Source organism: Telluria sp. ZB4P36, assembly GCF_059685865.1.
The window spans coordinates 144438-159326 of the sequence record NZ_JCASIE010000007.1; the positions used below are offsets into that span (position 1 = coordinate 144438).

14 protein-coding genes and 1 pseudogene are annotated in these 14889 nt (G+C 66.1%); 6 read left to right on the forward strand and 9 right to left on the reverse strand.

Going from position 1 to position 14889, the window contains the following annotated elements:
* Positions 1-4 precede the first annotated feature (4 nt).
* Positions 5-757, reverse strand: coding sequence for a phosphatase PAP2 family protein (locus AC56LK_RS12215; RefSeq protein ID WP_497184782.1), 753 nt, complete (start codon positions 755-757; stop codon positions 5-7).
* A gap of 142 nt (positions 758-899) precedes the next feature.
* Here AC56LK_RS12215 and AC56LK_RS12220 point away from each other — a divergent pair, with 142 nt between their 5' ends.
* The 3 genes from AC56LK_RS12220 (at position 900) to AC56LK_RS12230 (ending at position 3390) form a co-directional block, all read left to right on the forward strand.
* Positions 900-1112, forward strand: coding sequence for a hypothetical protein (locus AC56LK_RS12220; RefSeq protein WP_159695690.1), 213 nt, complete (start codon positions 900-902; stop codon positions 1110-1112).
* 103 nt (positions 1113-1215) lie between these two features.
* Positions 1216-2229, forward strand: a complete 1014-nt coding sequence (locus AC56LK_RS12225; RefSeq protein WP_497184783.1) for a sulfate ABC transporter substrate-binding protein — start codon at positions 1216-1218, stop codon at positions 2227-2229.
* A 138-nt stretch (positions 2230-2367) separates the two neighbouring features.
* A complete protein-coding gene (locus AC56LK_RS12230) occupies positions 2368-3390 on the forward strand; it encodes an SDR family oxidoreductase (RefSeq protein WP_497184784.1) in 1023 nt (340 codons plus the stop codon).
* Here AC56LK_RS12230 and AC56LK_RS12235 read toward each other — a convergent pair.
* Both AC56LK_RS12235 and AC56LK_RS12240 read right to left on the reverse strand, forming a co-directional pair.
* A complete protein-coding gene (locus AC56LK_RS12235; RefSeq protein WP_497184785.1) occupies positions 3367-3786 on the reverse strand; it encodes a hypothetical protein in 420 nt (139 codons plus the stop codon). The genes AC56LK_RS12230 and AC56LK_RS12235 overlap by 24 nt on opposite strands.
* Positions 3787-3874: 88 nt before the next feature.
* Positions 3875-4855, reverse strand: a complete 981-nt coding sequence (locus AC56LK_RS12240; RefSeq protein WP_497184786.1) for a porin — start codon at positions 4853-4855, stop codon at positions 3875-3877.
* A 406-nt stretch (positions 4856-5261) separates the two neighbouring features.
* Here AC56LK_RS12240 and AC56LK_RS12245 point away from each other — a divergent pair.
* Together AC56LK_RS12245 and AC56LK_RS12250 are read left to right on the forward strand one after the other, a co-directional pair.
* Positions 5262-6065: pseudogene (locus tag AC56LK_RS12245) on the forward strand (alpha-amylase family glycosyl hydrolase); the annotation flags it as partial.
* Between the two features lie 37 nt (positions 6066-6102).
* Positions 6103-6372: a hypothetical protein gene (locus AC56LK_RS12250; RefSeq protein ID WP_497184787.1), complete on the forward strand. Its 270-nt coding sequence runs from the start codon at positions 6103-6105 to the stop codon at positions 6370-6372.
* A 5-nt stretch (positions 6373-6377) separates the two neighbouring features.
* On the opposite strand, the gene AC56LK_RS12255 is transcribed toward AC56LK_RS12250, so the two are convergent.
* Positions 6378-7109, reverse strand: a complete 732-nt coding sequence (locus AC56LK_RS12255; RefSeq protein ID WP_497184788.1) for a helix-turn-helix domain-containing protein — start codon at positions 7107-7109, stop codon at positions 6378-6380.
* A 40-nt stretch (positions 7110-7149) separates the two neighbouring features.
* A complete protein-coding gene (locus AC56LK_RS12260; protein ID WP_497184789.1) occupies positions 7150-8844 on the reverse strand; it encodes a diguanylate cyclase domain-containing protein in 1695 nt (564 codons plus the stop codon).
* A gap of 220 nt (positions 8845-9064) precedes the next feature.
* Here AC56LK_RS12260 and AC56LK_RS12265 point away from each other — a divergent pair, with 220 nt between their 5' ends.
* On the forward strand, positions 9065-9988 hold the full coding sequence (locus AC56LK_RS12265) for a LysR family transcriptional regulator (RefSeq protein ID WP_497184833.1): 924 nt from the start codon (positions 9065-9067) through the stop codon (positions 9986-9988).
* Here AC56LK_RS12265 and AC56LK_RS12270 read toward each other — a convergent pair.
* From AC56LK_RS12270 to AC56LK_RS12285, 4 genes are all read right to left on the reverse strand, one after another.
* Positions 9973-10620 (reverse strand): YitT family protein, encoded by a 648-nt coding sequence (locus AC56LK_RS12270; RefSeq protein WP_497184790.1) that lies wholly within the window; start codon positions 10618-10620, stop codon positions 9973-9975. The genes AC56LK_RS12265 and AC56LK_RS12270 overlap by 16 nt on opposite strands.
* A gap of 292 nt (positions 10621-10912) precedes the next feature.
* Positions 10913-12820: a TRAP transporter large permease gene (locus AC56LK_RS12275; protein ID WP_497184791.1), complete on the reverse strand. Its 1908-nt coding sequence runs from the start codon at positions 12818-12820 to the stop codon at positions 10913-10915.
* Complete coding sequence (locus AC56LK_RS12280; RefSeq protein WP_497184792.1) at positions 12817-13398, reverse strand: TRAP transporter small permease subunit; 582 nt, start codon at positions 13396-13398, stop codon at positions 12817-12819. The genes AC56LK_RS12275 and AC56LK_RS12280 overlap by 4 nt, the downstream gene beginning before the upstream one ends.
* Before the next feature lie 75 nt (positions 13399-13473).
* A complete protein-coding gene (locus tag AC56LK_RS12285; RefSeq protein ID WP_497184793.1) occupies positions 13474-14622 on the reverse strand; it encodes a TRAP transporter substrate-binding protein in 1149 nt (382 codons plus the stop codon).
* Between the last annotated feature and the right edge of the window lie 267 nt (positions 14623-14889).

Below are 14889 nucleotides of genomic sequence, written 5' to 3' on the forward strand. Positions count from 1 at the left end.
TGGCTCAGATGTCCTGGGGCTCGACGGCCTCGCCGGCGCGGCGGGCGCGCGCCCGGTTGCGGCGATTGAGGGTGGCGGCGCCGGTGATGCAGATCGCCAGCCAGCCGCAGCCTTCCGCCGCGGCGGCCAGCACGTCCGATAGGTAATGGACTCCAAGATACATCCTCGAGAACGCGACCGTCGCCACCATGGCCGCCGCCAGCACGAAAGGCAGCACCCTGCCCGCCCAGGACCGCGCATGGCGCGCCGCATAGCAGGCGATGAAGCCGTACAGCACCGTCGCGCCCATCGCGTGGCCGCTGGGGAAGCTGTAGGTGCTCAGCTCCAGCAGGGGTTCGGCGAAATGCGGCCGCGCCCGCTCGAAGGTGTGCTTCAGCAAGACATTGAGGATCTGGCCGCCGGGCACGCTGGCCACCAGGGCCACGGTCCAGTAGCGGTGCCCGTTCCGGAACAGCCAGATGCCGGCCACCAGCGCCATGCCCAGGATGCCGGGCGTGCTGTGCAGGTGGGTGAGCGCCAACAACACCTGGCGCAGGCCGTCGTTGACGCGGGCATGCGCATGCAGCCAGTTGGCCACTTCCACGTCGAGCTGGGTGATGGGCGCGCCGGCGACCACGGCGCCGGCCATCCGGGCGAAGAGCGCAGTGGCGAGCAGCAGCATCGCCAGGCCGGCGGTCAGATGGAGTCCGTACTCGCCTTCGGGGGAAAGACGGGCGGCGGCAAAGCGGTGGAGACGGGGAAAAATGTCGTTCGGCATGCGTGTCGTTCGGGGTTGCGCGGATTGGCGAAAAAACCACATCCATAAAAATTTACTGTACATCCACACAGTACCTGTAGATTTATACAGTGGTTGTGATATTCTTTACTCACTCCAACGAATTTAATAAAAGGAAAACACCATGACCACTCTGAACAGCTCCTTCGGCCTGGAATATGCACCTGTCCCTTTTATGGTCCGCATCGGCCGTCGCGAAGTCCTGATCACCCGTGATTTCCGCAAGCGCTTCTATGCGGTGAATCCGATCATCGAATGCGACACCGGCATCGAACCGGGTCACCTCGAAGTGCTGCTGTTCAAGCGCTGGCTGCTGATCCTGTCGAAGGCGCACTGAAGCGCCCAGCAAAAACCGCATAATGTTAAGCGAATAAATTCGTTCCTTCAGGGGGAACTGAGCCGTAGTCTAGAGGCTCCAAACTGCCCTCTGAAAGAACGACATGCTTCGCAAAACCTTCCTTCGCTCGCTGGCCGCGATCTCGCTGCTGGCTCCGCTGCTGGGCCAATCTGCCGCAGCAGCCGATGTTACCCTGCTTAACGTCTCGTACGATCCGACGCGCGAACTTTACCAGGACGTCGATGCCGCCTTTGCCCGCCACTGGAAGGCCAAGACCGGCGACAGCGTCACGGTCAAGCAATCGCACGGCGGTTCGGGCAAGCAGGCGCGCGCCGTCATCGATGGCCTGTCGGCCGACGTCGTCACGCTCGCCTTGGCCTACGACATCGATGCTATCAGCGAACGAGGTTTGATCGCGCCCGGCTGGCAAGGGCGCCTGGCGCACCGCAGCTCGCCTTACACCTCGACCATCGTGTTCCTGGTGCGCAAGGGTAATCCGAAAAAGATCCGCGACTGGGGCGATTTGATCAAGCCGGGCGTGGCCGTCATCACGCCGAACCCGAAGACCTCGGGCGGTGCGCGCTGGAACCACCTGGCCGCCTACGGCTACGCGCTGCGCCAGCCGGGCGGTTCGCCGAGCACGGCCAAGGATTACCTGGCCAAACTCTACAAGAACGTGCCGGTGCTCGACTCCGGCGCCCGCGGCGCCACCACGACCTTCGTCGAGCGCGGCATCGGCGACGTGCTGCTGGCCTGGGAAAACGAAGCCCTGCTGGCCCTGCGCGAACTCGGCCCGGACAAGTTCGAGATCGTCGCGCCGTCGCTGAGCATCCTGGCCGAGCCGCCGGTGGCCGTGGTCGACAAGAACGTCGACAAGCGCGGCACCCGCCAGGTGGCCCAGGCCTACCTCGAGTTCCTGTACACCGACGAAGCCCAGGACATCATCGCCAAGAACTACTACCGTCCGGCGGTGGACAAGTTCGCGAAGAAGTACGCCTCGCAGTTCCCGAACGTCAAGCTGTTCCCGATCAGCGAGCTGGGCGGCTGGACGCAGGCGCAAAAGGCCCACTTCGCCGATGGCGGGCTGTTCGACCAGATCTACCAGCCGGGCAAGTAAGACCGCCTTCATTCCCACAAGCAAGCGAAAACCCCCATTTTGCCAGCCGGGCTAGGATAGTGATCGTTCATTAACCTGGCCTGTCCCTGCGGCCGGACGCCGCGGGCAGTCCTCTTCACCCTTGAAAAGGATCACGTCATGGCAATCAGACTCAGGAAACTTCACGACCAGGTCATGGTCATCACCGGCGCCACCAGCGGCATCGGCCTGACCACCGCCCGCATGGCCGCCGCGCGCGGCGCCCGCCTGGTGCTGGCCGCGCGCAGCAAGGAGGCGCTCGACGAGCTGGCAAGCGAGCTGCGCGGCAAGGGCGTCATGGTCGAGACCGTGGCTGCCGACGTCGGCAACATGGGCGAAGTCGAGAAGATCGGCGAGAAGGCCATCGCGCGCTTCGGCCGCATCGATACCTGGGTCAACAATGCCGGCATCTCGGTGTTCGGCCGCCTCGAAGAAGTCAAGCCGGAAGACCACCACCGCCTGTTCCAGACCAACTTCTGGGGCACGGTGAACGGTTCGCTGGAAGCGGTGCGGCGCATGAAGCACCGCGGCGGCGGCGCCATCATCAATATCGGCAGCGAGCTGTCGGAGCGTTCCATCCCGATGCAGGGCATGTACGCGTCCTCGAAGCACGCGGTGAAAGGCTTCACCGACGCGCTGCGCATGGAAATGGAAAAGGAAAACGCGCCGCTGCAGGTGACCCTGGTGCGCCCGGCCGCGATCGACACCATGTTCGCGGTACACGCGCGCAACTACATGGACAAGGAACCCGCCCTGCCGCCCCCGGTCTACGCACCGGAAGTGGTGGCCGACGCCATCCTGTACTGCGCCGAACATCCGAAGCGCGACGCCTATGCCGGCGGCGCCTCGAAGATGATCGCGGCCGGCTCCAAGCTGATGCCGGCCCTGTTCGACCGCTACATGAATGCCACCCTGTTCAAGCAGCAGAAGTCGGACCGACCGACGGCGCCGAACCGCCGCGACGCGCTCTACAAGCCGGATCCGTCGACCGAACTGCGCCAGCGCCAGGGCATGCCGCAGAACGTGCATGAGCGCAGCCTGTACACCAGCACCAGCCTGCGCTCCTCGCCCCTGGTGACCGCCCTGGTGGGCGGCGGGGCCTTGCTGGCCGCCTTCAGCCTATCGCGGCGGCTTGCTCGTTAAGAACTCGGTGTCCTCCTCGGTCAGCGGCAGGTCGGGGATGGACACGATCTGGTCGGTGTCGATGTCGGCGCCGTCCTTGCCGACGTAGTCGCGTCCGGCAGCGGCGCGTTCGCCGGTGCCGCCCATGTCGCTGTCGCCCGAGAAATCGGCGTCGCCGACATCCGGGCCGGCAGTGCCGCCGGCGTGGCTCCGCTCCAGGTCCGAGGTGGTGCCGCGGTCGAAGTCGAGGGTCTGCTCGGGATCGAGCGCGTCGGAGAAACCGGGACCGCCGACCACGTCGCTGCCGGTGTCGGAGATATCGCTCGGGCCGAGCGCATCGATGCCATGGCCCTTGCCGAGACTGCGGTCCGGACGTTCCGGGAAGTTATCCGGATCAAGTGTGCTTGTGCCTGTCATGTTGCCTCCAAAAACGTGTTTTAAGCATGGGAACAGGCTACCTTTTTTTGCAGCATGGCGTCGCCGCGCAGGGCCGCTACCGGACCTCTCAAAACGCGCGCCGCATCCCGAGGTTGATCGCCCCGCCGCCGCCGCTGCGCACGCTGGCATTCTGCAGGCCGCTCTGCTGCCGGATGTGCGAATACGCGGCATAAAAGTCGAGCTTGCGCGAGACCGCATAGGTGGCGCCGATCGCGATCTGGCGCGCGTCGCGGTTGGCCGGGTCGCGGTCGTTCTTGCGGATGTAGGAAGCCAGCAGCGTGGTCGCATGGCTGATTGGTACCGCCACGCCGGCCAGCACGTCGCGGCTGTCGGTCGAGGTGGTCGAGCTGATGCCGGCGCCGTAGGGGTTGTCCGGGTTGAACAGCGGCGAACTGCCCCAGCCGCGGCTGGCGCTGTAGGCCGCATACGCGGTGCCCCATTGGAAGCGCATGTTGGCGGCGACGATGGAATTCTTTGCCGCCATGCTGATGTCGACCGGGTTGATGCGGGTCACCTTGGCGACGTTGCGGTTCTGGTGCGCCGCGCGGATGGTGAAGGGGCCGAGGTTGAAGCCCACCGTCATGCCCCAGGCGCGGCCCGAGGGGGAACCGTCGAAGTCGCCCTTGCCCCAGGACGAGCCGGCCGTGAAGCCGTTGAATTCGCTTTGATAGGTGACGCTGTCGCCCAGCCGGCGCACATCGCCGGCGCCGCCGACGGCGCTGCCGGCCAGGCCGCCGTGGAAGGGATCGCCGACGTCGCTCAGGGCCAGGAATTCGAGGTTGTACTGGCGGCCCACGGTAAGCGTCTTCGATGCCCCCGCCCTGCGCTGATCCGCCTCATATGCGGTTTCCAGTGTGAAAATCGCCGGCGCATCCTCGGCACGACCGGCGCCGGGCTCGCGCCTTGCCGGCGTCCCCCTGGCGCTCTCCCTGACTTCCTTGGCAACCTCGCCCGTGCCGGCGCTCCCCGCGGGGACCGCTGCATTCTGGGCCGAGGCGCACGCCGCGCCCGCTCCGAGCACGGCACATGCGACGATGGACATCTTCATGGCGTCATTCCCTCTTTGAAGCCATCATTCCCTTAATTGGCGAGCTGATCTGTCTATTACTTCACATAAAACCGCAGTAGCGGATCAGGCCAAAAGGGGGCGGGACTTCGTACAAATCGAACTTTCCCGCTTACCTAAGGTTCTACACCGTAGAATGAGCGGACACAAGAGGCTTGAACAAAACCTGAGTAGACCCATGCGATTCCTAGCCCACTCCCTGCCCGTACTTGCCCTGGCGTTAAGCGCCCTCGCCGCCCCACCCGCACTGGCCCAGCAGGCCGCGAGCGCGCCCATGGCCCATCCGGTATGGTCGCGCAGCGCGAATATCTACGAGGTCAATATCCGCCAGTACACGAAGGAAGGGACTTTCAATGCCTTCGCCAGGCATTTGCCGCGCCTGCGCAAGATGGGCGTGGACATCCTATGGCTGATGCCGGTGCAGCCGATCGGCGTCAAGAACCGCAAGGGCACGCTCGGCAGCTACTATGCGGTGCGCGACTACACGGCCGTGAATCCGGAGTTCGGCACGATGGACGACTTCAAGCGCCTCGTGAAGCAGGCCCAGGGCATGGGCATGCGCGTCATCATCGACTGGGTCGCCAACCACACCGCCTTCGACAACCCGTGGACGGTCCGGCACAAGGACTGGTACCTGAAGGATGCCAAGGGCGAGCTGTTCCCGGTGACCTATACCGAGGGCGCGGAACCCGAGTACTGGACCGACGTCACGGGCCTGGACTGGAAGCAGCCCGGCCTGTGGACCGGCATGCGCGAGGCGATGGCGTTCTGGGTGCGCGAGACCGGCATCGACGGTTTCCGCTGCGACGTGGCCGCCAAGGTGCCGACCGCGTTCTGGGAACAGACGCGCGCCGAACTGGAGCGCATCAAGCCGGTGTTCATGCTGGCCGAAGCCTGGCAGCCCGAGCTGCACAGGCGCGCCTTCGACATGAGCTACGGCTGGGATACGCTGACCGTGTTCAAGGACATCGCCAAGGGCAAGGCCGACGCCAGGGCATTGCGGGCGCTGTTCGAGAAGCCGCCGGTGGCCTATCCGGAGCACGCCTACCGGATGCGCTTCACCAGCAACCACGACGAGAATTCCTGGCATGGCAGCGACGCCGAACATTACGGGCCGGCCTTCAAGGCGATGGCGGTGCTGGCGGCGGCGCTGCCGGGCATGCCGCTGATCTACGGCGGACAGGAGGCGGGACTCGACAAGCGGCTGGAATTCTTCGAGAAGGACGATCGTGTGGCGCGAGCATGCGAACGAGGGACTGTACACCTTGCTGCTGAAGCTCAAGCACGAGAACCCGGCACTGTGGAACGGGCAGTATGGCGGGGCGATGCGGGTGCTGGAGACAGGGAACGACAAGGTGTTCGCGTTCCGGCGCGAGAAAAACGGGAACGTGGTTGCGGTCACGGTGAACCTGTCCGGGGTGGCGCAAGACTATGCGGTGGACGGGCGCAAGGCCTCGCTCGCGCCGTGGGACTATCGCCTGGCGGCGTCCGGGAACTAGCCGGGCTACCTGCGCAAACCCGCAAACACCGCCGGCTCCCACTCCCGCAAGGCCAGCAGCAAGCCTGTCCCGCGCCGTTGCGGCAGCGGCGCGGCCAGGCTCTCTTCGTGCAGCTGCGCGAAGCGCGCCCGCAGCTGGCGCAGCTCGCCCTGCAGCTTGGCGCGCGCGCTTTCCGTCAGCATGCCGTGCACGAAGTCGAGCGCGTCGCCCGGCTGGCCGAAGGCGCTGTCGATAAACCCGGGCATGCCCTGCTCGCGGAAGTACCGGCGGATCGGCCCGCCCGGCAGCCAGTCGAAGTCGCGCGCCACGTTGAGGCGGATGCGGTTGCCGGGCAGGAGGGTGATCAGGTCCAGCCGGTCGAGGCGCAGCAGCAGCTGCACGCACTCGGCCTCGCTCAGGCGGTAGGCCTGCAGCATCTCGGCCATGGTCCAATGGTTCAGGGCGCACACCGCCACCAGCAGCAGGCGCGCGTCCGATACCAGCTCGCGTTCCTGGGCCGGGCCGAGGGTGCGCAGGCGCTGGTGGCCCTGCCCCGCCTCCTGCGCCAGCTCGGCCAGGGTCAGTCCCACCAGGGAGCAGATCTCGACCAGGCGGTCGAGCGTGAACTGCTCGGTGGCGAACAGGCGCTTGACGCTCGGTTCGGACAGGCCGAGCGCCTCGGCGACGTCGCGGTAGGTCTTGTCCTGCTGTTTGAGCTCGCGCTTGAGCGTGGCGATGAGTTGGGTGATCTCGGACATAGCGGCGATGGTAGCAGCGCCGCGCCCTCATGGGCAAGGGTCAGAGCGGAGCCGCCAGCGCGACGCCGTTCTTGCCGGTGCGCTTGACCGCGTACATCGCGTGGTCGGCGCGCGCCAGCCAGCCGTCGACGTCGAGCGGGTCGTCCGGGCGATGCAGGGCGATGCCGATGCTGGCGCCCACCCTCACGCCGGCGCTGTGCAGGATGAAGGGCTCGGCGAGGCGCTCGAGCAGCTTGCGCGCGGTGTCCTCGGCATCGGCGGCGTCGCTCAGCATCTCCAGCACCACCACGAATTCGTCGCCGGCCAGGCGCGCCACCATGTCGGTCTTGCGCACGCCCATCAGCAAGCGCTCGCCGAACTGGCGCAGCAGCTCGTCGCCTTCGTCGTGGCCGTGACTGTCGTTGACCGCCTTGAAGCCGTCCATGTCGAGGAACAGCAGCGCGCACGGGCGTCCGACCCGGCGCGCGCGGCTCATCGCCTCGGGCAGCGCTTCCAGCAGCGCGCGGCGGTTCGGCAGGCCGGTGAGCACGTCGCGCAGCAGCAGCGCCTGCAACTCGGCGGTGCGCTCGGCCACGGCCAGCTCGAGGCGCTCGTTCAGGGCCAGCAGGGCCTGGCGGTGCGCGGTCTCGCTGTGCACCAGCTCGCGCATCGTGCTCGACAGGATCCGGGTCTCGAGGAAGCCGTCCACCTGCGGGATCGGCGGCGCTTCCCTGCCGGCGCGGGTGGCCTCGGTGGCGCGCTCGATCGCCGCGCCCAGCACCGCCATCGGGCGCGTCAGGCGGCGCGCCATCAGCGCCGCCAGGCCGGCCAGCAGCAGCGCCAGCAAGGCGCTCCAGCCGAGCATGCGCAGCTTCAGGTCGGCCGTGCCTTCCAGCGCCCGGTCCTCGGTCTGGCGCACCAGCACGGTCCAGCGCAGCGAGGTCGGGTCGAGCACGTCGCCGGTCCGGCTGTAGCCGGTCAGGTAGGCGCGGCCATCCGGCCAGACTTCGCGCAGCGAGCCGGTCATGCCCTTCTGCGCCAGGCGCAGGCTGGTGGTGTCCACTTTGGTCTCGACCATCGATTGCGGGCCGAGCATGACGGTGCCGTCGTCGCGGATCACCAGGATCTCGGCGCCGTATTCGCGCAGCGCCGGCGTGAGCAGCTGGCGCGCATGGCGGCGCGCCCATTCCCAGCTCAGGTGCAGGCCGAGCACGGCGACCGGCTTGCCGCCCTGGTCGAGGATGGGGCCGGACACGTCGACGAAGCGCCACGGATCGGGTTTGCGCGGCAGGACCTTCTCGAGGAGCAGCGCGGGATGGTAGTCGGAAGCATGGACGCCGCGCATGCCGACGGTGAACCAGGGCCGCTTGCTGACGTTGGCGCCTTCCAGCATGCGGCTGGTGGCGGCGGCCACCTTGCCGTCGAGGTCGGCGATGCCGATCCAGGCGTAGTCGGGGAAGGTGCGCTGCAGGCTTTCGAGCACCTCGCGCGACTGCTCGGCATTCCTGGCATAGCGCACCGCCGGCAGCTCGGCCAGCAGCCGGGTGTCGCCGGTGGCCTGCTCGACCACCTTGTTCAGCGAATCGCGCATCTGCCAGGACAGCTGCTGCAGCCGCAGCTGGGCTTCCTCGCGCGCCTGGCGCACGGCGAAATGGTTGACCAGCACCAGCTGGAGCGCGACCGTCAGCGCGACCGTGGCGCAGACCGCCAGGGTAATCACGCTGGACAGGCGCATTTTTCCGAAGATCCCGCTCATGGTCGAATCATAGCCACGCGATTAAATAATCGCACATTGTAACGACTTTCCTGCAAATAAATAAATACATCCAGGCATCATTTGTTGCCCATAAGACCAATTCGTGGTGTTTGCAACAGTTCAAATTTGGGACGGCGAGCGATCAGTTAATCCAAACCGAACGGATGGGCTACACTCGGCAGTATTATTCCTTGGTGGATAACAATCGATGAGCACGCAGATGGATCGCTTCCAGGAGATGCGCATTTTCACACGCATCGTCGAGCGGCGCAGCTTCACGCTGGCGGCCGAAGACCTGCAACTGCCGCGCGCCACCGTCACCAACGCCATCAAGCGCCTGGAGGCGCGCCTGGCGACCCGCCTGCTGGAACGCACCACGCGGGTGGTGGCGCCGACGCTCGACGGGCAGGCCTATTACGAACGCTGCGTGCGCCTGCTGGCAGAACTGGCGGAAATGGAGAGCGTTTTCAGCCGCACCGAGCCGGCCGGCCTGCTGCGCGTGAACCTGCAGCCGTCCCTGGCCAAGCAGGTGCTGGCGCCGGCCCTGCCCGCCTTCCTGGCGCGCTACCCGGGCATCGTGCTGCAGATCGGGGAAGGCGACCGCCTGGTCGACCTGGTGCGCGAGGGGATCGATTGCGTGCTGCGCGCCGGGAACCTGCAGGACTCGTCGATGGTGGCGCAGGAGGTGGCGCGGCTCACCCAGGTCACGGTCGCCAGCCCCGCCTACCTCGACCGCCACGGCCGCCCTGGCAGGCTCGACGAACTCGATCGTCACCATGCGGTGCACTTCATCTCGTCGAGCACCGGCCGGCCCTACCCGCTCGAGTTCAGCGTGGACGGCGAGCTGCGCCAGGTGGTGCTGCCGGCATCGGTCAGCGTGAGCGGCGCCGACATGTATGCGGCGACGGCCATCGCGGGCCTGGGCATCGCGCAGGTGCCGCGCTACCGCATCGAGGACGCGCTGCGCGCAGGCCGGCTCGAGATCGTGCTGCCGGCGCTGGCGCCGCCCGCCTTGCCGGTCTCGGTGCTGTATCCGCAAAGCCGGCAGCTGTCGCCGCGGGTGCGCGTGTTCGTCGACTGGATCAAGGAAGTCTTCGCGCAAGCCGCCGGACTCCAGGCGCCTGCGCTTCAGTTACCGAAGTAGCGTCCCGGGCGGTGCCAGGCCATGACCATGCTGCTCATGGCGATCGCGCTCAGCGAGGACCAGCCGACCAGCTCCGGCGTGACGATCGCCAGCGCCGCCAGCAGGATCACGCCGTCGATCAGGACCTGGGTGCGGCCGGCATTGATGCCGTACTTCTTTTGCAGCCACAGGGTGACGATGCCGGTGCCGCCGACGCCGGCGCCATGGCGCGCCAGCGCCAGGATGCCCATGCCGCAGAAGGTGCCGCCGCCGAGTGCGGCGACCATCGGGTGGATATGGCCGATCACCAGGCCGTTCGGCAGCAGCTTGAGCAGCGCCATGATCAGCACGCTGCCGACCAGGGATTTGGCGGTGAAGCGCGCGCCCATGAACAGGTAGCCGAACAGGAAGAACGGCAGGTTGATGAGCATGAACAGGACACCGACCGTGTGCTCGGTGGTGTACGAGAGCAGCAGCGCAATGCCGGCCACGCCGCCGGTGATCAGGCTCGCGGCCTGCAGCAGCAGGACGCCCATGACGACGAACAGCACGCCGACGGCGATCCCGTAGACGTCGTCGAACAGGGTGTGCGGCTTGATCGAGGCCACGCTCTTGACCTGTGCGGGCCGGGATTGCAGGCTGCCCTGCATCATCGCGCCACCTCGCCACCAGACGAACGCGGTGCGCCGCCGTCAAATCGGTGAGAGGTCGAACCGGGCAGGAGATGATGCTTCATGTTCCTCACAATGCGTGAACAAGGTCGGGCCAGCGCTGCCGGATGATGGCACTCGTGATGACAACATCCGGGAACGTGGAAGGTACTGCAGCGTATAGCCCGCCATTATTACCGATGTTGCAGCGCAATGACACTTCGCGTTCCGCATGTCTGCCATTCGCGAAACGCATAACTTTGTGAAGAGACAAGAGTCTTGTGCATGACGGCGCCTATTTGTACAGCACCTCGGGCAGCCACATGCCGATCGCCGGGAAGGTATAAAGCAGGATGATCCCCAGGATCTGCAGCCCCATGAAGGGCAGCATGCCGAGGAAAATCTGGTTCAGGGTAACGTGCGGCGGCGACACCCCCTTCAGGTAGAAGGCCGACATCGCCACCGGCGGCGACAGGAAGGCCGTCTGCAGGTTCATCGCCACCAGCAGGCCGAAGAACAGCGGGTCGATGTTGAAGTGGGCCAGCAAGGGCACGAAGATCGGCATGAAGATCACGATGATCTCGGTCCACTCGAGCGGCCAGCCGAGCAGGAAGATCACCACCTGGGCCAGGATCATGAACTGCACCGGGGTCAGGTCCATGCCGAGCACCCAGTTGTTGATGATCTCCTGCCCGCCCAGCAGCGCGAAGGCGGCCGAGAAGATGCTGGAGCCGACGAACAGCCAGCACACCATGGCCGTGGTCTTGGTCGCCAGGTGGGCCGAGTCGCGCAGCAGGGCGTAATTGAAGCGCCGGTAGGCGATCGCCAGGATCAGCCCACCGAAGGCGCCCATCGCCGCCGCCTCGGTCGGCGTGGCCAGGCCGAACACGATGCTGCCCAGGACCGCCAGGATCAGGATCGCCAGCGGGAACAGGGAGCCGAGCAGCATCTTGAAGATCTCGAGCCGCGCGAAGGTGAACAGCAAATAAAAGCCGAGCAGCGCGGCGGCGACGACCGCCAGCGTGATCCAGAAGGCCTTGGGCGCCGGCTTGGCGACCGGATCGGCGGAAGCCGGCGTGGGAATGGCTTGCGTGGCTGCCGGCGCCGGCGGCGCCGCCGCGGCCGGCGCGCCCCCTTCGACAGGCGGTTCGGCCAGCGCGCCCTCGACCGGCGGCTCTTCCAGGCCGCCGGCATCGCCACCGGACGCGGAATCGAGGTCCTGCTGGGCGCCCATCTCGACCAGTTCGGTGGCGGGTGCTTCCGGTGCGGTCACCATGCGATAGCCGAGGCCCATGATGGCGGCAAAGGCCAGGGCCGGCAGCAGGGCGACGAACAGGTTCGATGCCAGGGTGCGCTGCGGCGCGCCCGCGCCCTTGAAGGCGCGCACCAGGCCTGGCACCGCCCGCTTGTCGTAGGCCCCGGGAATGGCCTGGGTGTAGGCCGGCAGCGCCACGATGCGCTCCTCCGCGGGCAGCGGCGGCGCCAGCGACGGCCGCAGCTTGGCGACGATCAGCACATAGCCGACGTACAGCCCGGCCAGCATGATCCCCGGGAAGAAGGCGCCCGCATACAGCTTGACCACCGAGACCCCGGCCGTCGCGCCGTACACGATCAGGAGCACCGAGGGCGGAATCAGGATGCCCAGGCAGCCGCCCGCCGTGATGCAGCCGGCCGACAGCTTGGTGCTGTAGCCGGCCTTCAGCATGGCCGGCATCGCCAGCAGGCCCATGAGGGTAACCACCGCCCCGACAATGCCGGTGGCGGTGGCGAAGATGGCGCAGGTGACGATGGTGGCCACCGCCAGCGAGCCGGGCACGCGCGCCATCGCCAGGTGCAGGCTCTTGAACAGGCGCTCGATCAGGTTGGCGCGCTCCACCAGGTAGCCCATGAAGATGAACAGCGGGATCGAGATCAGCACGTCGTTGGCCATCACCGAATAGGCCCGCTGCACCATCAGGTCGAGGGTGAGCTGGGTTGCCTGGCCGGGGTCCTGGCTGTGGAAGGCGAACCAAGCGAACATCACGCCCATGCCCATCAGGGTGAACGCAGTGGGGAAGCCGAGCATGATGGCGACCACCACCAGCGCCAGCATCAGCAGGCCGAGATGGCCGTTGCTCATCTCGGCAGGCGCCGGCATCAGGATGAACAGGCCGATGACGATCGCGATCAGGATCGACAGGCCGAACCAGATTTCCTTCCTCATGGCGCCTCCTTCGGGGCCGAGACTTGCGCCTTGAGCTGGTCGACGTCGACCTCTTCGACATCGGGCTCGCGCGGGGGCCAGGCGCCGTTCTTCAGGCAGACCACGCAGCGCACGATCTCCACGAAGCCCTGCACCAGGAGCAGCACGCCGGCAAAGGGAATCACCATCTTGAAGGGATACAGCGGCGGGCCGTTGGCGGTGAGCGTGGAGTGCTCCTTGATGGCCAGCGACTCGGCGGCATAGGTGGTGCCGGCCCAGACCAGGGCGACCACGCCGGGAATGAAGAAGACGAAGTACAGGATCAGGTCGAGGCCGGCCTGCAGGCGCGGCGGGAAGAACGAATACAGCACGTCGCCGCGCACGTGGCCGTTCTTGGCCAGGGTGTAGGCGCCGGCCATCATGAAGGCGGCGCCGTACATCATGATCATCAGGTCGAAGGCCCAGGGATTGGGCGTGTTCAGGACATAGCGCGAGAAGACTTCCCAGGTGATGAGGAAGGTGAGCGCGACGATCAGCCAGGAGAAGGCCTGCCCTACCCAGCTGCTGACCCGGTCGACAAAAAACAAGACGTTTTGCATGGAGCTGCTCCGGTCGAACGAACAGGCCCATCCCCCGTCATGAGGAATGGGCACATGGTAAGCTACGGTTGTCGCTCAGGCCTTCTTGGCCGGCGCCTTGCGGCCGAAGTAGTGGTTGTAGGCCATGCGGCGCGGGTTGTTGGTGTCCATGTCCCACTTCATCGCGCGCTCGGCGAAGGCGCGCATCGAGGCCTCGACCTTCTTGAACAGCGGATTGTCGGCGCCCTTCTTGGCCACCACCTGGTCCCACACCGCGAGCTGGGCCTGCAGCACCGAGTCCGGCGTCTTGTAGAACTTGACCCCGTTCTGGGCCTGCATGCCGGCATAGTCCTTGGAATAGCGGTCGACCGCCTTCCACGACATGTCGGCAGATGCCGCCTCGACCGCATTCTCGATGATCGACCGCATCATGGCCGGCAGCGCGTCGTACTTGGTCTTGTTGAAGGTGATCTCGAAGGTCTCGGAGCTCTGGTGGAAGCTTTGCAGCATGCAGATCTTCGACACGTCCGGGAAGCCGAGCACGCGGTCGGAGCTGGCGTTGTTGAATTCGGCGCCGTCCAGCAGGCCGCGGTCCATGGCCGGGACGATCTCGCCGGCCGGCAGCGCATTCACCGCGGCGCCCATGGCCGTGAACAGGTCGATCGCCAGGCCATTGGTGCGGAACTTCAGGCCCTTCAGGTCTTCGACCTTGCTGATCGGTTTCTTGAACCAGCCCAGCGGCTGGGTCGGCATCGGGCCGGTAAGGAAGGACACGACGTTGGCGCCGATGCCCTTGTACAGCTCGGCCAGCAGCGCCTTGCCGCCGCCGTACTTGTGCCAGGCCAGCACCATGTTGGCGTCCATGCCGAAGGCCGGGCCGGAGGTCCACAGCGCGATCGCGCTCTGCTTGCCGTAGTTGTAGCCCATGACGCCGTGGCCGCCGTCGAGGGTGCCCTTGGAGACGGCGTCGAGCAGGCCGAAGGCGGGAACGACGGCGCCGGCCGGCAGCACTTCGATTTTCAGCTCGCCGCCGGTCATGTCGTTGACCTTCTTGGCGAAGTCGAGCGCGTATTCGTGGAAGATATCCTTGCTGGGCCAGGTGCTCTGGAAGCGCATCTGCTTCGGGGTCTGGGCTGTTGCGACCATCGGGACCGCGAGGGCTCCGGCGGTGCCGGCGGCTGCGGTGCCGAGGAACTTACGGCGGGTGGATGCTGGCTTCTTTACATCGTCGTCACGCTGCTTCATCGTCTGTCTCCGGTTTGGTTTTTCTACACGATTGAATGGCTGCACGTACAACTGCTGGGTTTAGCTGGACTTCTCCTTCTATTAAATATTTGCTACGCCTTCCCGCAGGATGTTCTCGTTTCCTTACGGATTGCTTACGCGGGGCTTACGGAGGATCGTTCGGTTTTGTTGTTGTGTCAAGAGCACGCTGAAGCTCCCGCTCCGGCTCCCCGGCGTCGGGCTTTTCGGTACACTGGATCTGCCTTGCAAGGAGACCAGCGTGGAGCA